This window comes from Aliivibrio finisterrensis (assembly GCF_008933155.1).
Taxonomy (GTDB): Bacteria; Pseudomonadota; Gammaproteobacteria; order Enterobacterales; family Vibrionaceae; genus Aliivibrio; species Aliivibrio finisterrensis.
In genome coordinates this window covers 1-20591 of the sequence record NZ_WBVP01000013.1, presented here as the reverse complement: position 1 = coordinate 20591, position 20591 = coordinate 1, and the positions used below count along the sequence as shown (strand labels likewise).

General features: G+C 41.3%; 20 protein-coding genes. 7 read left to right on the top strand and 13 right to left on the bottom strand.

Annotated elements, in window-relative coordinates; all coding sequences use genetic code 11:
* Nucleotides 1–9: 9 nt before the first annotated feature.
* The 4 genes from yggU to F8B77_RS11900 all read right to left on the bottom strand — a co-directional run bounded on the left by yggU (nucleotide 10) and on the right by F8B77_RS11900 (nucleotide 2508).
* Nucleotides 10–303, bottom strand: a complete 294-nt coding sequence (gene yggU, locus F8B77_RS11915) for a DUF167 family protein YggU (protein ID WP_130044349.1) — start codon at nucleotides 301–303, stop codon at nucleotides 10–12.
* Between the two features lie 7 nt (nucleotides 304–310).
* A complete protein-coding gene (locus F8B77_RS11910; RefSeq protein WP_151655510.1) occupies nucleotides 311–865 on the bottom strand; it encodes a YggT family protein in 555 nt (184 codons plus the stop codon).
* Between the two features lie 64 nt (nucleotides 866–929).
* Nucleotides 930–1748 (bottom strand): pyrroline-5-carboxylate reductase, encoded by an 819-nt coding sequence (gene proC, locus F8B77_RS11905; RefSeq protein ID WP_151655509.1) that lies wholly within the window; start codon nucleotides 1746–1748, stop codon nucleotides 930–932.
* Between the two features lie 64 nt (nucleotides 1749–1812).
* Nucleotides 1813–2508 (bottom strand): YggS family pyridoxal phosphate-dependent enzyme, encoded by a 696-nt coding sequence (locus F8B77_RS11900; RefSeq protein WP_151655508.1) that lies wholly within the window; start codon nucleotides 2506–2508, stop codon nucleotides 1813–1815.
* A 23-nt stretch (nucleotides 2509–2531) separates the two neighbouring features.
* On the opposite strand from F8B77_RS11900, the gene F8B77_RS11895 reads away from it, so the two are divergent.
* A complete protein-coding gene (locus tag F8B77_RS11895; RefSeq protein ID WP_151655507.1) occupies nucleotides 2532–3569 on the top strand; it encodes a type IV pilus twitching motility protein PilT in 1038 nt (345 codons plus the stop codon).
* A 2-nt stretch (nucleotides 3570–3571) separates the two neighbouring features.
* Nucleotides 3572–4678: a PilT/PilU family type 4a pilus ATPase gene (locus F8B77_RS11890; protein ID WP_151655506.1), complete on the top strand. Its 1107-nt coding sequence runs from the start codon at nucleotides 3572–3574 to the stop codon at nucleotides 4676–4678.
* A 128-nt stretch (nucleotides 4679–4806) separates the two neighbouring features.
* Here F8B77_RS11890 and ruvX read toward each other — a convergent pair whose 3' ends face one another.
* The 7 genes from ruvX to metK form a co-directional block, all read right to left on the bottom strand.
* On the bottom strand, nucleotides 4807–5232 hold the full coding sequence (gene ruvX, locus F8B77_RS11885) for a Holliday junction resolvase RuvX (protein ID WP_130046893.1): 426 nt from the start codon (nucleotides 5230–5232) through the stop codon (nucleotides 4807–4809).
* A complete protein-coding gene (locus F8B77_RS11880; protein ID WP_151655505.1) occupies nucleotides 5229–5792 on the bottom strand; it encodes a YqgE/AlgH family protein in 564 nt (187 codons plus the stop codon). The genes ruvX and F8B77_RS11880 overlap by 4 nt, the downstream gene beginning before the upstream one ends.
* A gap of 82 nt (nucleotides 5793–5874) precedes the next feature.
* Complete coding sequence (gene gshB, locus F8B77_RS11875; RefSeq protein ID WP_151655504.1) at nucleotides 5875–6822, bottom strand: glutathione synthase; 948 nt, start codon at nucleotides 6820–6822, stop codon at nucleotides 5875–5877.
* A gap of 13 nt (nucleotides 6823–6835) precedes the next feature.
* Entirely contained in the window at nucleotides 6836–7567 is a 732-nt protein-coding gene (rsmE, locus tag F8B77_RS11870; RefSeq protein ID WP_130044340.1) for a 16S rRNA (uracil(1498)-N(3))-methyltransferase, read from the bottom strand.
* Between the two features lie 78 nt (nucleotides 7568–7645).
* On the bottom strand, nucleotides 7646–8350 hold the full coding sequence (endA, locus tag F8B77_RS11865; RefSeq protein WP_151655503.1) for a deoxyribonuclease I: 705 nt from the start codon (nucleotides 8348–8350) through the stop codon (nucleotides 7646–7648).
* 114 nt (nucleotides 8351–8464) lie between these two features.
* Nucleotides 8465–8956: a SprT family zinc-dependent metalloprotease gene (locus F8B77_RS11860; protein ID WP_151655502.1), complete on the bottom strand. Its 492-nt coding sequence runs from the start codon at nucleotides 8954–8956 to the stop codon at nucleotides 8465–8467.
* A gap of 286 nt (nucleotides 8957–9242) precedes the next feature.
* Nucleotides 9243–10397 (bottom strand): methionine adenosyltransferase, encoded by a 1155-nt coding sequence (metK, locus tag F8B77_RS11855; RefSeq protein ID WP_151655501.1) that lies wholly within the window; start codon nucleotides 10395–10397, stop codon nucleotides 9243–9245.
* Nucleotides 10398–10783: 386 nt separating this feature from the next.
* Here metK and tkt point away from each other — a divergent pair, with 386 nt between their 5' ends.
* From tkt to fbaA, 4 genes are all read left to right on the top strand, one after another.
* Nucleotides 10784–12778: a transketolase gene (tkt, locus tag F8B77_RS11850; RefSeq protein WP_130044336.1), complete on the top strand. Its 1995-nt coding sequence runs from the start codon at nucleotides 10784–10786 to the stop codon at nucleotides 12776–12778.
* Nucleotides 12779–12927: 149 nt separating this feature from the next.
* Nucleotides 12928–13947 (top strand): erythrose-4-phosphate dehydrogenase, encoded by a 1020-nt coding sequence (epd, locus tag F8B77_RS11845; protein ID WP_151655500.1) that lies wholly within the window; start codon nucleotides 12928–12930, stop codon nucleotides 13945–13947.
* 166 nt (nucleotides 13948–14113) lie between these two features.
* On the top strand, nucleotides 14114–15277 hold the full coding sequence (locus F8B77_RS11840; protein WP_151655499.1) for a phosphoglycerate kinase: 1164 nt from the start codon (nucleotides 14114–14116) through the stop codon (nucleotides 15275–15277).
* A gap of 154 nt (nucleotides 15278–15431) precedes the next feature.
* The gene (fbaA, locus tag F8B77_RS11835) at nucleotides 15432–16508 is read left to right on the top strand and encodes a class II fructose-bisphosphate aldolase (protein ID WP_130044335.1); all 1077 of its coding nucleotides are present in this window, start codon (nucleotides 15432–15434) and stop codon (nucleotides 16506–16508) included.
* Between the two features lie 351 nt (nucleotides 16509–16859).
* Here the strand turns inward: fbaA and srmB are convergent, their stop codons facing one another.
* Together srmB and F8B77_RS11825 are read right to left on the bottom strand one after the other, a co-directional pair.
* Nucleotides 16860–18104, bottom strand: coding sequence for an ATP-dependent RNA helicase SrmB (gene srmB, locus F8B77_RS11830; protein ID WP_130086940.1), 1245 nt, complete (start codon nucleotides 18102–18104; stop codon nucleotides 16860–16862).
* An 87-nt stretch (nucleotides 18105–18191) separates the two neighbouring features.
* Nucleotides 18192–18896: a tRNA1(Val) (adenine(37)-N6)-methyltransferase gene (locus F8B77_RS11825; protein WP_151655498.1), complete on the bottom strand. Its 705-nt coding sequence runs from the start codon at nucleotides 18894–18896 to the stop codon at nucleotides 18192–18194.
* A gap of 287 nt (nucleotides 18897–19183) precedes the next feature.
* Between F8B77_RS11825 and brnQ the strand changes: the two genes are divergently transcribed.
* Complete coding sequence (gene brnQ / locus F8B77_RS11820; protein WP_151655497.1) at nucleotides 19184–20497, top strand: branched-chain amino acid transport system II carrier protein; 1314 nt, start codon at nucleotides 19184–19186, stop codon at nucleotides 20495–20497.
* Nucleotides 20498–20591: the final 94 nt, after the last annotated feature.

Here is a 20591-nt window from a genome sequence, read left to right as displayed (position 1 = left end):
CATTAATAGTTATTTTGACAGTAATAATTGCTTTATGGCTTCAGGAATTATTTCAGGTGAATGAATTCGAACTTGTTTATGACGATTAAGTTCTCCTTTTTCTACCGTAATTTTTCCTTTAGCCACTTTAAACAGTTTGGAGAAGTACTTAATTAAATGCGCATTTGCTTTTCCATCAACAGGAGGAGCTGTAATCGCAATTTTAAGTTCTTCACCATGTACTCCAACAATTTGATCTCGACTGGCTTTTGGTTGCAGATACAGTCGTAAGATCAAATCATCATTATCGTATTTAACCGGCATCGTTAAATTACAAGCTATACCAAATAGGACCAATAAAATCGCCCATTAAGAAGTTAGCAAATTGAAGTACGATAAATAGCACTAATACGCTTAAATCGAGTCCGCCCATTTGAGGAAGAATTTTACGAATAGGCGCTAACATTGGTTCTGTTAATTGATGCATCACGTATTCAATTGGACTGCGGCCTTGGCTCACCCAGCTTAAGATAGCGCGTACTAATAAGATCCAGAACAGCAAACCACCAGCGGCCTTAGCAAGGGCAATCAAACCAATGAATAAAAACTCAGGACCAAAAGCAACACCGCCTGATACGACTAATTGTAGAGCAATAAACTTCACCACACACAGTACATAAGCAAATAATACAGTGGCTAAGTCTAAGCTACCAATCGATGGGATAACACGACGTAAAGGAGAGACGATTGGTTGTGTCGCTTTTACGATAAATTGTGAAAATGGATTATAGAAGTCAGCTCGTGCAACTTGTAACCACATTCGTAGGATCACGACCATGATGTATAAATCAAAAACGGTCGAGATTAAAAAGCTCATTGCATTCATAGTTTATTAACCTTAAAAATCATTGGTTTGAAAATAAAGTGGTTCTGAACATAGAATTACTATTTTAAAATAGAGATTCCATCTCTTCTGCTCGAGAGACCGCAGCTTGCATGGCCTTAGCGACGATCTCTTGCAGATTATGTTCGTTAAAAGTGCGCAGTGCTTCTGCAGTCGTACCTCCTTTTGAGGTTACTTGCTCGCGCAGTGTTGATAACTCTGTCCCAGGATTTGCTACCACCATTTCAGCAGCACCAAGTGCCGATTGTTGAACGAGTAGACGCGCAGTCTCTTCACTAAAGCCTTGTTTAATCGCTTCCGCTTGCATCGCTTCCATGAACAAGAAGAAATACGCTGGAGCGCTTCCTGCTGCCGCAATAACCGAGTTAATGCCAGATTCCTTCTCTACCCAACAAACCTCTCCTACCGCTGAAAGTAAATTACCAGCATAGGTTTTGTCTTGTTCTGAGATATGCTCTACCGCAAACAAGCCACTCATGCCTTTACCAACCAGTGCTGGGGTATTTGGCATAACACGAACTAGATTCAATTCAGTGGTAAACATCTCATTGAGGCGCTTTGCTGAAATACCTGCGGCAATTGAGATAACTAACTTATCTGAGAAATCGACAATTTGTAAGGGTTCTGCTGCTACTGCCATCATTTGTGGTTTTACAGCCAAGACAATTACTTCAGCCTGTTGAGCTGCCGTTAAATTATCTGTACTCGTATTGATACCATAGCAACTTTTTAAATGCTCAAGCTTCTCTGTACTTGGGTTGGTTGCTGTGATTTTTCCCTTTGGATAGCCACTGCTAATTAATCCAGCCATGATAGAGCGAGTCATATTGCCCGCACCAATAAAAGCAATGTTGCGATGTTCCATTCGTGCTCCTTACTTTATACCAATCAATTTAGTGATATTGATATTATTCGAGTTGAGATTCTTTTTAGCCTCTAGCACCAAAAATAGCGGTACCAATTCGAACCATTGTTGAGCCGGCTTCAATTGCGGCATTCATATCGCCACTCATTCCCATTGATAGGGTATCCACTTGCGGATATTGTGCGCGTAATTGGTTTTGAATGGAAGCAAGTTGTGTAAATGCTGCCAGTTGTTCATCATAATTAGAGACGTTAGCAGGGATCGACATTAATCCACGTAACGTTAGGTTTGGCATCTCATTGATTGCCGCTGCCAGTGCCATGACGTCTTCAGATGTGGTGCCTGATTTACTTTCTTCTGAGCTGATATTGACCTGAATAAGCACATTTAGTTTCCCAAGGCTTTCCAGACGTTGCTCATTCAAGCGTTGTGCTATTTTCAGGCGGTCAATAGAATGCACCCAATCAAAGTGTTCCGCTATGGGACGAGTTTTATTGGATTGAATAGGTCCAATGAAATGCCATTCTAATTCTGTATTAGAATGGGTACTTTGGAAGTATTGCACCTTTTCAACGCCTTCTTGAACGTAGTTTTCACCAAATGCGCGTTGACCAGCTTCTATCGCTTGTTCGAGTAAGTCGATAGGTTTGGTTTTACTGACTGCCAGTAATTGCACAGAATCTGGCTGTCGACCACATTTTTGAATGCTATTCCCTATCTGAAGGGTGATTTGATTGATATTTTGCTTAATACTAGTCATAGAAACGATTACCGAGGAAAATTATGGACATCACAGAGCTACTGGACTTTAGTGTAAAACAAAATGCGTCAGATCTACACCTATCTGCAGGAGTTCCTCCTATGGTGCGTGTAGATGGGGATGTTCGTAAACTGACATTACCAGATTTTACACACGCAGAAGTTCACCGTTTAGTGACGGACATTATGAATGATGCTCAGCGTAGTGAGTTTGAAGAAACGTTAGAAGTTGATTTTTCATTTGAATTGCCGAATGTTGGACGCTTTCGTGTCAATGCATTTAACCAATCTCGTGGATGTGCAGCAGTATTTAGAACCATTCCTGTTGAGATCCCATCATTAGAACAACTTGTCGCACCAGAGATTTTTACTAATATCGCTAATTATCAAAAAGGGCTGGTATTAATTACGGGGCCAACAGGTTCTGGTAAATCAACGACGCTTGCAGCGATGGTTGATTACATTAATGAAAATCACAATAAGCACGTATTAACGATTGAAGATCCGATTGAGTTTGTGCACAAAAATAAGAAATGTTTGATTAACCAGCGTGAAGTACATCGAGACACACACAGCTTTAAAGCGGCATTACGCTCAGCGCTACGTGAAGATCCTGATGTTATTTTGGTGGGTGAACTTCGTGACCAAGAAACCATTAGTTTAGCATTAACCGCAGCAGAAACGGGTCACTTGGTATTTGGTACCTTACACACCAGTTCAGCAGCTAAAACCATCGACCGTATTATTGATGTGTTCCCGGGGAGTGAGAAGTCTATGGTGCGCTCAATGCTGTCAGAATCATTAAGGGCGGTGGTCGCTCAGACGTTGCTAAAGCGTAATGGTGGTGGTCGTGTGGCATGTCATGAAATTATGATCGCGACGCCTGCAATTCGTAACTTGATCCGTGAAGATAAAGTCGCGCAGATGTATTCGATAATTCAGACGGGTTCTTCTTTTGGAATGCAGACAATGGAACAAAATGCGAAGAAAATTATAGCCCAAGGTCTAGTCGACCCCGATGAAGTGGCAAAAAAAGTTGATATTAGTAGTGTAGGTTTTTAACTATGAAGTTAGATCAACTGCTAGATAACATGGTACAGAAAAAAGCGTCTGATGTTTATATTACAGTGGATGCCCCATGTTTATTGCGTGTTCACGGTGAGTTTCAGCAGCTAGGTGAAAAACAGACGGTTGATTCTGTTACGGCATTATTAGCTGAAATGATGAGCGACGAGCGTCAAAAAGAGTTTAACCAAAAACTAGAAGCCAATTTTGCGATTGTAAAAGAGATCGGCCGCTTTCGTGTTAGTGCGTTTTGGCAACGTGAGCAGCCGGGTGCGGTGATCCGTCGTATTGAAACAACAATACCTTCGATGGATTCGTTAAATTTACCTGAGGTAATGAAGGGTCTTGCAACCTCTAAGCGTGGTTTAGTTCTTGTCGTTGGGGCTACTGGCTCGGGTAAATCTACCTCAATGGCGGCGATGACTGGCTATCGAAATGACAATCGCTACGGCCACATATTAACAGTAGAAGATCCGATTGAATTTGTTCATCCGCATAATAAGTGCATTGTCACTCAGCGTGAAGTTGGTTTAGATACACAAAGCTATGAAGTGGCATTGAAGAACTCTTTACGACAAGCACCAGATATGATTTTAATTGGTGAGATTCGTAGTCGTGAAACCATGGAATATGCAATGACGTTTGCGGAAACCGGTCATCTTTGTATGGCGACGCTGCATGCAAACAATGCTAACCAAGCATTGGAGCGTATTCTTCATTTAGTACATAAAGATCATAAAGAGCAGTTCTTATTTGATCTTTCAATGAACTTAAAAGGGATCATTGCTCAACAATTGGTACCTGATATGAATGGAAATGGTCGTCATGGAGTTTATGAGGTGCTGTTAAATACTCCTCGAATTTCAGATTTGATCCGCCGTGGTGATTTGCATGAGCTAAAAGCAACCATGGCAAAATCACGAGAGTCAGGCATGCAGACGTTTGATCAGTGTTTGTTTGATTTGGTTGTGTCAGAGAAGATTTCTGAAGATGAAGCGTTGCACAGTGCGGATTCAGCGAATGACTTGAGGTTGATGTTAAAGATGAAGCGTGGTGATCCATTTAGCTCGTCGAAGCTTGATAATGTATCGATATCGTTAGACTAAAAAAGCAGGGTTCAGGACGCTTCGCGCTTAGGATTCAGAGGAGTTTATTGTGAGTATTATACTTACAGCGAGTGCCTCTGAACCCTTTAAGGGAGCTTGCGACCGATCTGAAACCTGCTCTTATGCTTTTAGCCCCACTGATTCTCAAACCAGCTTTCTAAAATCACTACCGCAGACTGGCAATCAATATTGCCTTTCGATAATGCTTTATAACCACCGTATTCAAACAAATCAGCGCGAGCCTCAGCGGTTGACAGGCGCTCGTCATGCAACTCAACTTGCTTACCAAAACGGCCATGCAGACGATTGGCAAATTTCTTTGCGCGAGGAGTGATGGTTTCGAGTTCTTTACCATGAAGATCAGTCGGTAAGCCGACAACGATCAAATCTGGGTTCCACTCTTTAATTTGTTTTTCAATATCATCCCAATTAGGGGTGCCATCTTGAGCTTTAAATGCTTTTAATGGACTTGCAGTACCTGTGATCTCTTGCCCAATGGCAGAACCAATGCTCTTGGTGCCAAAATCAAATGCCATGATGGTACGTGAACTCATGCGTGTCCAACCTCGCTAGATAGGTTTGCTGGGCTAATGCCTAAAATTTCAATCGCTCTTCGCCATCGATCTGGTATCGGGGTATCAAAAATAATCGAAAGATCAGCTTCTAAAACAAGCCAGCTGTTTTCGGACAGTTCTTGTTCAAGTTGTCCTGCGTCCCATCCTGAATATCCGAGTGCAACCAAGTACTTACGTGGCTGAGATTCGGTACCAAGCGTCGCAAGAATATCCTTTGATGTAGTTACTGAAAGTTCGCTTGTCACTCGTATACTTGATGTATAGCGATCTTTCACTGAATGTAATACAAAGCCTCGATCATCAGATACAGGACCACCATTCAATACTGGTTGAGTTAAGGATTGTGGAAAAATAATAGGAGAGGCGTTCTCTAGTTTTATTTGATCGAGCATTCCTTCCAATGAAATGGGAACAGTTTCATTAATACGAAGCCCCATAGTTCCCTCTGAATCATGCTCACAAATATAGATAACACTTCGATGGAAAAATGGGTCTTTCATACTTGGCATTGCTACTAAAAAATGGTTTTTTAAATCCACAAAGCCTCCTAAAAATTCAGTGTAACTGATGTCGCTATGTTACAAAAGGGAGTGATGAACTCCCTTTGTTATGAAGGCACAATTAAGCGTTAATACGACGCTCGATAGCATCCATTAATTTGCCTGTGATTGAGATATCGAATGCAGCTTCGATCTCTTTAATGCACGTCGGGCTTGTTACGTTAATTTCTGTCAATTTGTCACCAATGACATCCAGACCTACAAAGATTAGACCTTTTTCTTTTAATGTTGGAGCAACGGCATTAGCAATCGCCCAGTCAGTCTCACTTAATGGACGCGCTTCACCAGTACCGCCAGCGGCTAAGTTACCACGAGTCTCGCCTTTTGCTGGGATACGAGCTAAGCAGTAAGGCATTGGTTCACCATCAACAACAAGAATGCGTTTGTCACCATTGCTAATATCTGGAACAAAGGTTTGTGCCATACAGTAATTCTGTTCGTGATTAGTTAGTGTTTCAATGATCACAGATACGTTTGGATCGCTAGCTTTGACACGAAAGATTGACGCGCCACCCATACCATCAAGTGGTTTAAGGATAATATCGCCATGCTCTTCACGGAAGGCTTTAATTTTTTCCGCTTTACGCGTTACTAGTGTTGTTGGTGTTAACTCAGGGAACCAAGCCGTAAATAGTTTCTCGTTACAATCACGTAAGCTTTGTGGTTTATTAACAATCAATGCACCTTGAATCTCAGCACGCTCTAAAATGTAAGTTGCGTAGATATATTCAGTATCGAATGGAGGATCTTTACGCATTAGTACAGCATCAAGATCAGCAAGGTCGATAGTTTGCTCTGATTTGAATTCATACCAACTTGCTGGGTCTTCTGTTAGTTCAACCACTTTGGTATCAGCAACTGCTTTACCTTGATCTAGGTGCAGGTCAGCCATTTCCATGTAATGGATTTCCCAGCCGCGCTTTTGTGCTTCAAGCATCATGGCAAAGCTAGAGTCTTTTTTGATGTTAATGGATGAGATAGGATCCATTACGATACCGAGTTTGATCATTGTATTTCTCCAGTTAGCCAAGATCGCCAAAACGAACTTGTAAGGCTGTAATTGCGGTAAGCGCTGCGGTTTCAGTTCTTAGAACTCGAGGACCAAGCAACGTTTCTTCAAATTGATATTGTTCTGTCATGTTAATTTCGTCAGACGATAAACCGCCTTCAGGGCCAATTAACAAGCGCACATTTGTCACGGGTTCCGGCAATGTATTGATCGAGTATTTTGCTCTTGGATGAAGGTTTAGTTTTAATCCGTCATACTCTTCAGCACACCACTCTTCTAAAGACATAATTGGGCGAATTTCAGGAACCGTATTACGACCACATTGTTCACAGGCGGCAATCGCTATTTTTTGCCACTGGTCGAGTTTTTTCTCGAAACGCTCTTTATTTAGCTTCACGCCACAACGTTCTGAAATAAGAGGAGTAATGGTATTAACTCCTAGCTCGACAGATTTTTGAATAGTGAATTCCATTTTATCACCACGAGAAACCACTTGGCCTAAGTGTAAATTTAATGGAGATTCACTGCTGCGCTCTATACGTTCGCTGATCTCAACTTCTACGCTTTTCTTTGATGCGGAAGTAATTACAGCAGGAAACTCAGCACCGCTGCCATCAAACAGTAATACGGCTTCACCTTCTTTCATTCGCATAACGCGGCCAACATGGTTAGCAGCATCATCGCTTAAATTAATTTTTCCTTGTGAAGGAAGCAGTTCGGGATGATGGATTCTTGGTATTCTCATGGTCTACTTTTCTTTAACTATCTTACATTTAAGGATGGAGGTTAATGGTTGCTTTTTCAACCTCTAAGTTAGTCTATGTTATTTCATACAGGCTTTATAGACAAATTGGTTATGGTTACCTTGAATTTTAGCAATACGTTTATCACGCTCACATTCCCATGCTGAGACAGGGTATTGTTTATTCCACGCTTCCATTAATTGACGCTGTGCTTTGGATAAATTAAAACGATATTCATTATTCATGTATAAATAAGTACGAGCAATGGCACCTCTAGATTGTGCTGGCGGCTCTGCTACACGGCCTTTAAAATCAACTTTAAAAGCACATTGCCCATAATTGGCACCTTTATTACCATTCCATTGTGAAAAACGGAAATTAGAACGATCGCCATTCACTTCGCCAATGGCAGGAACTAAATTGTGTAAGTCAGCTTCCATCATTTTGAATTGTTTGTCTTTTCGGGTGCAATTCTTGCGTCCACCATCTTGCCAGCATTGGCGTTGATGGCCAAATTGCCAAGCTGGGACTATGTGCTCCCACTCGATACGGCTAGCACGCTTTTCTTGTTTACGAACGTCATAGCCACAACTTTGTAAATCAGGAATGCCTTTCTTTTTATCTTTCCATGTAATGTCACAGCCACAATAGAAAGAGGTTGGGTGATCAAGATAGATTTTCACGGCTAGTTTTTTAGCTTTAGAAAATGAAGAAGGGGGAGCTGAAAGCGCATTGAAGCTGAAAGTTATCGCGATGATGCTAATAACTAAGCGAATTAATGTCATGGTAAACCTACTGATTATATTGTTAATACAGCAAGGGTATCTTATTGTTAATTCGCATTATAGATAAATTGATAACTAGGATAAAAAACGGCTGAAATATGTACTTTCATACCGCTATGAGCGAGGTTTAATCCATTTTAGTGGGGACTGACACGCTTTACAGAGGTATTGAGTTTCTTTGCGTTGAACTCGATTATGACGGCGAACAGTAAGTTCGTGTGTTGTGCATTTGCAACGATAAGGAAAGGTTTCTCCCTTTACCGAATCAACACTAAAGCTATGCGTGGTTCTTGCCGGTAAATTGAAAACTTGATTCATCACACCTTGCCATTCTTTTCCGTGAGGACGCACTCGACCATATAGTTTGAATGTGATTAGGTGAGCGATTTCATGAGGGATCACTTCGTTAATAAAGGTGTGTTGATTCTCTTCTAATAAAATAGGGTTAATACGTATTTCCCAACCTTGAAGGCGAGCCGTCCCTGCGATTTTTCCACGCTGAGTAAATTTAATTTCTGGTAAAGAAAAAGGGCGATTAAAAAAAGTAGAAGCTTGTTGAATGCATTGCTGAGCTTTAGCTATGGATGCTTGCTGAAGTGGTGTCATTGAATCTCTTTATTTTTAGTATTTAATACCAATCTACATAAGTATTTGATCATTCTTGCTTGTTAAAATCGATTATATCAGCGTTATAAATTTTGTAATTAGATCCACTAGTTACTGTAATTTATGCCTTGCTCTAATCGATTTTTCCTAAGCAATTATCTGAACAACTACTTATCCAGAATGGTATAAGTTTTAATACCAAGGTAATTATAAAGAGTATATGGGGCTAGAAAACAAAAAAGGAAGCCGAAGCTCCCTTTTAAATTCAAGGATAAGTAATTAATGCTTACTTAATGCCTGCGAAATCACGAAGGATGTCTGCTTTGTCTGTTGCTTCCCAAGGAAACTCTTCACGACCGAAGTGACCGTATGCTGCCGTCTTCTTGTAGATTGGCTGAAGAAGGTTAAGCATTTCTTGTAGGCCGTACGGGCGTAGGTCGAAGTGCTGACGAACCGCTTCAATGATGATGTCGTGAGATACTTTTTCAGTACCAAAGGTTTCAACCATGATTGATGTTGGATCCGCAACACCGATAGCGTATGAAAGTTGAATTTCACAACGTTCAGCCATGCCTGCAGCAACAATATTTTTCGCTACGTAACGTGCTGCGTATGCTGCTGAACGGTCAACTTTTGATGGATCTTTACCAGAGAATGCACCGCCACCGTGACGAGCTGCGCCGCCGTAAGTATCAACGATGATTTTACGACCAGTCAGGCCACAGTCACCCATTGGGCCACCGATAACAAAGCGACCTGTTGGGTTAATAAAGAACTTAGTCTCTTTATTTAACCATTCTGCAGGAAGTACTGGCTTGATGATCTCTTCCATTACCGCTTCACGAAGATCTGGAGTGGTTACTGAATCACAGTGTTGTGTTGAAAGAACAACGGCATCAATACCAACAATCTTACCTTGGTCGTATTGGAATGTTACTTGAGATTTTGCATCTGGACGTAAGAAATCCAGTTTTCCGCTCTTACGTACTTCCGCTTGCTTTTTAACAAGTAGGTGAGAGTAAGTAATTGGCGCTGGCATTAAGATAGGTGTTTCGTTTGTTGCGTAACCAAACATGATGCCTTGGTCGCCCGCGCCTTGTTCTTTTGGATCGGCTTTATCAACACCTTGGTTGATGTCAGGAGATTGCTTACCAATTGTGTTTAATACAGCACAAGAGTTCGCATCAAAGCCCATATCTGAATGAACATAACCGATATCACGAACGGTTTCACGAGTGATTTCTTCGATATCAACCCACGCAGAAGTAGTTACTTCACCACCGACCATAACCATGCCCGTTTTTACGTACGTTTCACAAGCAACACGAGCTTTTGGATCTTGTTCTAAGATCGCATCAAGTACCGCATCTGAAATTTGGTCGGCAATTTTATCTGGATGACCTTCTGATACAGACTCAGAGGTAAATAGGTGCTTAGCCATAAGGGAGCTCCACTTCTATAAATAATAAGTTCTAAAAATACCCACAATCTATATAAGTCTATACGTATAACAGTGTAGGTGTTCTTCCATCTAGACGGCTATAATAGAGAAATATTGATTAATTACAACTCATTTCATAGAAGAAAATAAATATAAGACATAACCAATCGTTTGCGTCTGAACATGGGATTTACTTCAGCAAACAAGGTTTTCTTTCAAAATCGTGAAAAAAAGCGCTTTATTTTATAAGTAATCGTTTGCAGTGCAGATAAGCCTTTGCGACAATACGGACCTGCAAATTTAGGTTAATTCATAACGATGAGTTAGCCAGTCAAGAGTTAACTCGCTCAATAAACATATAGTCCTTCGAATTTTCAGGAGCAGGCATGTCTTCACGTAAACATCTAGCAAATGCAATCCGCGCTTTAAGCATGGATGGTGTTCAACAAGCAAATTCTGGTCACCCTGGCGCACCTATGGGTATGGCAGACATCGCTGAAGTATTATGGCGTAGCCACCTAAATCACAACCCACAGAATCCAGAGTGGGCTGATCGCGACCGTTTCATTCTTTCAAATGGTCACGGTTCAATGCTGATTTACTCTCTGCTTCACCTTTCTGGTTATGACCTTTCTATCGAAGACTTAAAAAACTTCCGTCAGTTGCATTCTAAAACACCAGGTCACCCTGAGTACGGTTATGCACCAGGTATCGAAACAACGACTGGTCCATTAGGCCAAGGCATCACAAACGGTGTTGGTATGGCAATGGCTGAGAAAGCATTGGCAGCGCAATTTAACCGTGAAGGCCATGATATCGTTGACCACAACACTTACGTGTTCATGGGCGACGGTTGTTTAATGGAAGGTATCTCTCACGAAGCGTGTTCTTTAGCGGGTACTCTTGGTCTTGGTAAGCTAGTTGCTTTCTGGGATGACAACGGTATTTCTATTGATGGTGAAGTTGAAGGTTGGTTCTCTGATGACACACCTAAACGTTTTGAAGCGTACGGCTGGCATGTAATCCCGGCGGTTGATGGTCACGATGCTGATGCAATCAACGCTGCAATTATTGCAGCAAAAGCGGACCCTCGTCCGACGTTGATCTGTACTAAAACAGTGATTGGCTTTGGTTCTCCAAACAAGCAAGGTACACACGACTGTCATGGTGCTCCACTAGGTGCTGATGAAATTGCAGCAACTAAGAAAGCATTAGGTTGGGAGTTCGGCGCATTTGAAATTCCAACAGACGTAGCTGCTGAGTGGGATGCAAAAGAAGCGGGTTCTGAAAAAGAAGCAGCTTGGAATGCTAAATTTGATGCGTATGCAGCGGCATACCCTGAGCTTGCAGCTGAATACAAGCGTCGTGTAAATGGCGATTTACCTGCAGAGTGGGAAGAAAAAGCATCGGCAATCATTGCAGATCTTCAAGCGAACCCTGCAAACATCGCTTCACGTAAAGCCTCTCAAAATGCACTAGAAGCGTTTGGTGCTATGTTACCTGAATTCATGGGTGGCTCTGCTGACCTTGCGCCTTCTAACCTAACTATGTGGTCTGGTTCTAAGTCTCTAACTGCTGAAGATTTCTCTGGTAACTACATTCACTACGGTGTGCGTGAGTTTGGTATGACGGCGATCATGAACGGTATTGCTCTGCACGGTGGTTTCGTACCGTACGGCGCAACTTTCCTAATGTTCATGGAGTACGCTCGTAACGCAATGCGCATGGCTGCACTGATGAAAGTGCAAAACATCCAAGTTTACACGCATGACTCTATCGGTCTTGGCGAAGATGGCCCAACTCACCAACCAGTTGAGCAAATTGCTTCTCTACGTCTAACACCAAACATGAGCACATGGCGCCCATGTGACCAAGTTGAATCTGCAGTTGCATGGAAACTGGCTATCGAGCGTAAAGATGGTCCTTCTTCTTTAATCTTCTCTCGTCAAAACCTTGCACAGCAAGAGCGTACACAAGAGCAAGTAGCAAACATTGCTAAGGGTGCTTACATCCTAAAAGATTGTGAAGGCCAACCTGAGCTTATCCTTATTGCAACAGGTTCTGAAGTCGAACTAGCGGTTGAAGCTGCGGCTCAACTGACTGCTGAAGGTAAATCAGTACGTGTTGTTTCTATGCCATCTACTGATGCATTTGATAAACAAGACGAAGCGTACCGTGAAGCGGTTTTACCATCATCAGTAACTAAGCGTATCGCTGTTGAAGCGGGTATTGCTGATTTCTGGTACAAGTACGTTGGTTTCGGTGGCAAGATCATCGGTATGACAACGTTTGGTGAATCTGCACCTGCTGATGAGCTATTCAAAATGTTTGGTTTCACTACAGAAAACGTAGTAAACACAGCAAAAGAGCTTTTGGCTTAATTAAATAAAAGCATTCGCTTAATTTAGTGATAAGTCATACATAAAATTGACAGCGAAGTTATCGAAAGGTGGCTTCGCTTTTTTGATCCTTTAAGAAATAATGGAAAAGGGTACAATAGCCTTAAATGGAATTGAGGAAACAAAGCGTTATGTTGAGAGTGGCGATAAATGGATTTGGTCGAATTGGGCGTAGCGTACTTCGCGCGTTGTATGAAAGTGGTAAACGCGATCAAATTGAAGTGGTAGCGGTTAATGAATTATCGCAGCCAGAAGGCATGGCTCATCTTCTTCAGTACGATTCTACTCATGGACGCTTTGCCCATAAAGTCACTCATGATCAAGAATATCTTTATATCGATTTCCCTGATGGCTCTCAAGATAAGATTAGAATCGTACATCAAGCTGATCTTTCTCTTTTGCCGTGGCAATCATTAGGTGTTGATTTGGTTTTGGACTGTACAGGGGTTTATGGATCTAAAGCGGATGGTGAAAAGCACATCGAAGCAGGCGCTAAAAAGGTTCTGTTTTCTCATCCTGGTGGTACTGATTTAGATAACACAATTATCTATGGCGTGAATCACGATACATTATTACCAGATCACCGAATTGTGTCGAATGGCTCGTGCACCACCAATTGTATTATTCCTGTGATTAAAGCCATTGATGATGCGTTTGGGATTGATTCTGGCACCATTACCACTATCCATTCTTCTATGAATGACCAGCAAGTGATTGATGCTTATCACTCTGATTTGCGTCGAACTCGAGCGGCAAGCCAATCAATTATTCCTGTTGATACTAAATTGCATAAAGGTATTGAGCGAATATTTCCGAAATTTTACAACAAGTTTGAAGCGATTTCCGTGCGAGTGCCGACAGTAAATGTCACCGCGATGGATTTAAGTGTAACAATTAATACAAATGTGAAAGTTAATGACATAAATCAAACCATTGTTAACGCATCTCGGTGTACATTACATAACATTGTTGACTATACTGAAGCACCGCTTGTTTCTATCGACTTTAATCATGATCCCCATAGCGCCATTGTCGATGGCTCACAAACAAGGGTGAGTAATGGGCATTTAGTTAAAATGCTAGTCTGGTGCGATAACGAGTGGGGATTTGCTAATCGGATGTTAGATACCGCATTAGTAATGAGAAAATAAAAGCATCAATCAAACAATTTGTGATGGAAAGAGAAAAAAGATTAATTTTCACCTTGAAAAAAGTGAACTCCATCCCTATTTACTGAATAATGCAGTAAGAATTTAATCGGTTTGGCAATGATGCCGAGCTTGAAAACTTTTTATTATTTAATTGAGAGGACAAAACATGTCTGTAATCAAGATGACTGACCTGGAACTTGCAGGTAAACGCGTATTTATCCGTGCTGACCTAAACGTACCAGTTAAAGATGGTAAAGTAACTTCTGATGCTCGTATCCTTGCATCTCTACCAACTATCAAGCTTTGCTTGGAAGCTGGCGCTAAAGTAATGGTTACTTCTCACCTAGGTCGTCCAACGGAAGGCGAGTACAACGAAGAGTTCTCTCTAGCTCCTGTAGTTAACTACTTAAATGACGCACTAGATTGTGACGTTAAACTAGCGAAAGATTACCTAGATGGTCTTGAATTAAACGCTGGTGAGCTAGTTGTTCTTGAAAACGTTCGCTTTAACAAAGGCGAGAAGAAGAACGAAGAAGAGCTTTCTAAAAAATATGCAGCATTATGTGACATCTTCGTAATGGACGCATTTGGTACTGCTCACCGTGCACAAGCATCTACTCACGGTGTTGGCATGAACGCTCCTGTAGCGTGTGCTGGTCCTCTTCTAGCAGCTGAACTTGAAGCACTTGGTAAAGCAATGGACAACCCAGCTCGTCCATTAGTTGCTATCGTTGGTGGCTCTAAAGTATCTACTAAGCTGACTGTTCTTGAGTCTCTATCTAAAATCGCTGACCAACTTGTTGTTGGTGGTGGTATCGCGAACACATTCATCGCTGCTGAAGGCCACAATGTAGGTAAGTCTTTATACGAAGCTGACCTAGTTGAGACTGCTCAAAAATTAATGAAAGAGTGTGCAATCCCAGTAGCTACTGATGTTGCATGTGCAAAAGCATTTGATGAAAACGCTGAAGCTGAAATCAAGCACGTTTCTGAAGTACAAGACGACGACATGATCTTCGACCTTGGTCCAGATTCAACAGCTGCTCTTGCTGAAATCATCAGCAATGCAAAAACAATTCTTTGGAATGGCCCAGTTGGCGTATTTGAATTCAAAAACTTTGAAGCAGGTACTGCGGGTATTTCTAAAGCAATCGCTGATTCTGAAGGTTTCTCTGTAGCAGGTGGTGGTGATACGCTAGCAGCTATCGATAAGTTCGGTATCAAAGCTGACGTTTCTTACATTTCTACAGGTGGCGGTGCATTCCTTGAGTTCGTTGAAGGTAAAGTACTTCCTGCAGTAGCAATGCTTGAAGAGCGTGCTAAAGCATAATTATTTAAAAGCGGGAATCTAATCATTCCCGCTTTTTACGTTTGTTGATGACCATGTTTATTGATACAATAGCAAGAGTTGTGAGCAAACGTTTGCAAAAATTTAAACGTAAGTTTTTTAATTTTAAAACGATAGAATAAATAGGACTATTTCCATGTCTAAGATCTTCGATTTTGTAAAACCTGGTGTTATTTCTGGCGACGACGTACAGAAAGTATTTGAAGTAGCAAAAGAAAACAAATTTGCTCTTCCTGCTGTAAACGTAGTTAACACAGATTCAATCAACGGCGTTTTAGAAGCTGCTTCTAAAGTTAAAGCTCCTGTTGTTGTTCAGTTCTCTAACGGCGGTGCTGGTTTCTTCGCTGGTAAAGGCGTTAAACTTGAAGGTCAAGGTGCACAAATCCTTGGTGCTGTAGCTGGTGCAAAATACGTACACGCTGTTGCTGAATCTTACGGTGTTCCAGTTATTCTTCACACTGACCACGCTGCTAAGAAACTTCTTCCATGGATCGACGGTCTACTAGACGCTGGTGAAGAGTTCTTCGCTCAAACTGGTAAGCCTCTATTCTCTTCTCACATGATCGACCTTTCTGAAGAGTCTCTAGAAGAAAACATCGAAATCTCTGGCCAATACCTTGCGCGTATGGCTAAGATGAACATGACTCTAGAAATCGAACTAGGTTGTACTGGCGGTGAAGAAGACGGCGTTGATAACTCTGATATGGACGCATCTGAGCTTTACACTTCTCCTGAAGATGTTGCATACGCATACGAGAAACTAACGGCTATCAGCCCACGTTTCACTATCGCTGCATCTTTCGGTAACGTACACGGTGTTTACCAAGCTGGTAACGTTGTACTTACTCCAACTATCCTACGTGACTCTCAAGCATACTGTGCAGAGAAGTTTGGTATCGCACCTAACGCTCTAAACTTCGTATTCCACGGTGGTTCTGGTTCTTCTGAAGCAGAAATCCAAGAGTCTATCGGTTACGGTGTTATCAAAATGAACATCGATACTGATACACAGTGGGCTACATGGGATGGTATCCGTACTTACTCTGCTGAAAACTTCGATTTCCTACAAGGTCAAATCGGTAACCCAACTGGCGAAGCTGCGCCAAACAAGAAGTACTACGATCCACGCGTATGGTTACGTGCTGGTCAAGCTTCTATGGTTACTCGTCTTGAGAAAGCATTTGCTGACCTTAACGCAATCGACGTACTATAATTTTTATTATAGACCGCTCGAATTGAGTTAATAAAAAACCCGCTGATTAGCGGGTTTTTTTATGCCTGAAGAAAGGGAAGAGCAGGGTTCAGATCGGTCGCAAGCTCCCTTAAAGGGTTCAGGGTATTTGTATTTAGAGAGTAAATAGTTCATTAATATGGATTTAGCAGGTTAAAAAGTTTGGTGTTGTTTCAATGTTTTGTAGAAATAGCAGCGAATAGTCCTGAATCCTTTGAGCGAAGCGATCTGAAGCCTATCTATTTCTTTTAAATATAAAAAAAGCAGCCTGTAATACAGACTGCTTTTATCGTTTCTAGCGCGTAGCGTTCTAGCTAGTGAAGCGTATAGAAATTACTTTTTCTTCTTCTTCTTCGGTGCGTTTTTCTTCGCTAGAGCCGCTTTCTTCTTCGCATTTTTTTTCTGTTTGTTTTTGAAAACAGGTTTTTTATGCTGAGGTTTTAAGCCCTCAATAAAGCGCTCTTTAATCACTTCTTCTTCTTTTACGTAACGGCCAACACGTTCCATCATTGGTTGGTCATGTGCTTCGATTAACGAAACCGCATTACCTTTATTACCCGCACGAGCAGTACGACCGATACGGTGTAGGTACACGTCAGCAGTACGAGGCATATCAAAGTTAATTACATGACTTACGTTTGGTAAATCGATACCACGAGCAGCAACGTCGGTTGCAATAAGCACATTCACTTTACCATCACGGAAACGAGCGATAGCGTTGTTACGGCTCTCTTGTGGCATATCGCCTTGTAACCATGCACATGAAATCTTAGCGGTTTCTAAGTGGCCGCGAAGCTCAGCAAGACGCTCGCGCGTTTTAACAAAGACAATTGAGCGCTCAGCTTGTTGAGTTAAGATGCTTTTTAATAGCTCAATTTTATGAGGCATATTATCGGCACGGTGATACCACTGTGTGATCTTCTTACGCTCACGACGTGATGGCTCAGCATTAATTTCAGCTGGCTCATTCAGTAGGTCGGCTGTGAAACCTTCAACACCACGACCTTCTAATGTTGCAGAAAACAAGAAGGTTTGTTTACGCCAGCGACACTCTTTTGAAAGACGGTCAACGACAGGGCCAAAACCCATGTCTAGCATGCGGTCAGCTTCATCAAGGATCAGTGTTTCAATCGCTCGACAGTCAAAGCGCTCAGCTTCAATGTATTCCATCAAACGACCTGGTGTAGCGACAACGATATCTTGAGTAGTAGCAAGAATATCAGCGTGATCTTGGTAGCTAATGCCGCCAGTGATCGTAAATACTTTATGGCGTGTGTACTTTGATAATTCACGAGCTTCATCGGCCACTTGAATAGCAAGTTCACGAGTTGGCGTCAGGATCAGAATACGCGCAGGTCCAGGATCACGACGAGGGAAATCATCAAGATGTTGCAATGCAGGTAATAAGAAAGCCGCAGATTTACCTGTGCCTGTTGGAGCAGAAGCAAGAATGTCTTTTCCTTCTAATGCTTCAGGAATAGCCATAGCCTGAACTTGAGTAGGACGTTGATAACCAATCTCCTCAAGAGCGCGCAGTAGGTTAGGGGATAGATCGAGATCAGCAAACGTTTTGATCACTGTAGATTCTCCGTTCAGGTCTAAAGAGTATAAATATGATGTTAGCCAGACATTATAGTGATTTATTAGAGATGGATCACCGATCTTTTAGTCCATATTCAGATAAAAGCATCTTGTGAGCTTAATAAAGTCATCACTATAGCCATTTTCACTGTGTATTATTAATATATTCTCTTGAAAATTATAAGGAAAAATAGAAAACTCAATCAATAAACGAGAAACCTCTTTTTTTTCTGTTGTTTTCACATTTGTCAGTTTAGTTAAGCTAAAACCGTTATTTTTAGCGATTTCAATAAATTTGGTGCCTTCAAAGAGTGGAAGAATGAAACTAGCTCGTCCTTTTGGTGAGAGTAATTTCTTGCTTTGCGATAAAAGATCACCAAATGATAAAGAGTCTGTGTGGCGAGCAAAAGAGCGCTCTCCTTTTTTTGATTGCTCTCCATTACTGAAATAGGGCGGATTACAAATGATCGCGTCGTATGTTTTTTCAGGCAGATAGGAAAGAATGTCCTGATGAAATAATTGAATTCGATCATGCCATGGGCTGTGGTCAATATTTTTTTGTGCGATTTTAGCGGCAGCAGGCATTAATTCAACAGCATCAATATGACTTAGAGCCTCTCTTTGAGCGCACATTAAGCTTAATAACCCTGTCCCACAACCAATGTCTAATATGGATTGGCATTTATTAATATCAGTCCAAGCACCGAGTAACACACCGTCTGTGCTTACCGGCATTCCGCATTGACCTATATCGATATGAAATTGTTTGAAAGTAAAGCTTTTATTCATGGCTGTTCCAATATAGCAATAGTTGTTAATGTTGTAATAATATTGTTAATTAGTTTGATGTTCTATTTTTAATATTTTGTTGATTCTTTTAATATTAACTGATCACTCTTTGATAAAAGAAATTAACAGAGTAATAAACTGCTTATTAAGTATATAGCAATTCAATTATGGTGTTTTTCTCTGGGGTATTGCGAATTATCGATAATTTGTTCATTATTCTGACATAAATATCAAAAAAGATATAAAACACAACATTAAATACACACAACATTATACAAGGGTTTCTTATGAAACAATCATTAAAACTCACCGATATCATTGCCGTTGGCTTTATGCTTTTTGCCTTCTTTTTAGGCGCTGGTAATATCATTTTCCCACCAATCGCAGGTCAAATGGCGGGTGAGCACGTATACAGTGCAATGGGTGGCTTTCTCATTACCGCGGTCGGTTTACCATTATTAACAATCATTGCTATTGGTATTGCTGGCGGTTCTTGGCAGCAGCTTACTCGTGATTTACCACCAAAAGTCGCAATGATCATGGCAATCCTGATGTTTGTGATTATTGGGCCTGCGTTTGCTGCACCACGAACTGGTTTGGTTGCATATGAAATGGCGGCAAAACCATTTATGTCAGCAGAGGCTGGACAGTTATCGTTAACGCTATTCTCAATTGCCTTCTTCTCAATCGCAATGTTTTTTGCATGGTCTCAAGGTAAGCTTATCGATACGATAGGTAAGTTCCTAACACCAGCACTATTCATCGGTTTAATCATTTTAGCAATTGCGGTATTTGTTAATCCACAAGGTGATATTGTGGCAGCAACGGGTAACTATATTGAGCAACCATTAACGACGGGCTTCTTTGAAGGTTATAACACCATGGATACGTTTGGTGCGTTAATGTTTGGTATTTTAATTATTGATGCGTTAAAAAAGAAAGGCATTACAGAGCATAAAGCAACGACTAAGTATTTAACGGCTGCGGGTTGTATTGCAGCATTAGGCTTAGCATTTGTTTATGTCTCTCTATTCTATTTAGGGGCAACCTCAAGCACGGTGGCACCTGGTGCGACCAACGGTGGTGCGATTCTAACGGCTTATACTCATGCATTGTTTGGTTCTTCAGGCCAAATCGTATTATCAGTTATCGTATTAATTGCATGTTTAACCACGGCTATTGGTCTTATCTCTGCATGTGCAGACTACTTTAGCTCTATCTGTAAAGTGACGTACAAAACATGGGTTATTGTTGTTGGTGTTGCTTGTGCAGTGGTTGCTAACGTAGGATTAACTCAATTGATTACACTGTCTGTTCCTGTGTTATTTTTACTTTACCCAGTGGCAATTGCATTAGTTGCGTTAGCATTTACTCGCAAATTTATGCCTAATCCTCGTCTTGCATACCGTGTTGTGATTTTAGTTGCGACCTGTTTTGCAGTATTAGATGCAGCGAAAGTGGCGGGAGCGGATATGTCAGCGTTCTCAATACTACCATTATTTAATCATGGTATGGCTTGGGTTATCCCAACGTTTGTGTCGATGATTGCCGTTCGTTTTGTTGGCAAGAAAGAAGACGAGCTAGTGACTAAGAATGCATAATTAAAAGATAAGGGTTCAGATCGGTCGCAAGCTCCCTTAAAGGGTTCAGGAGTATTCGTTGCTAGTTATATATGAGCAATTAGTATTCCTGAAA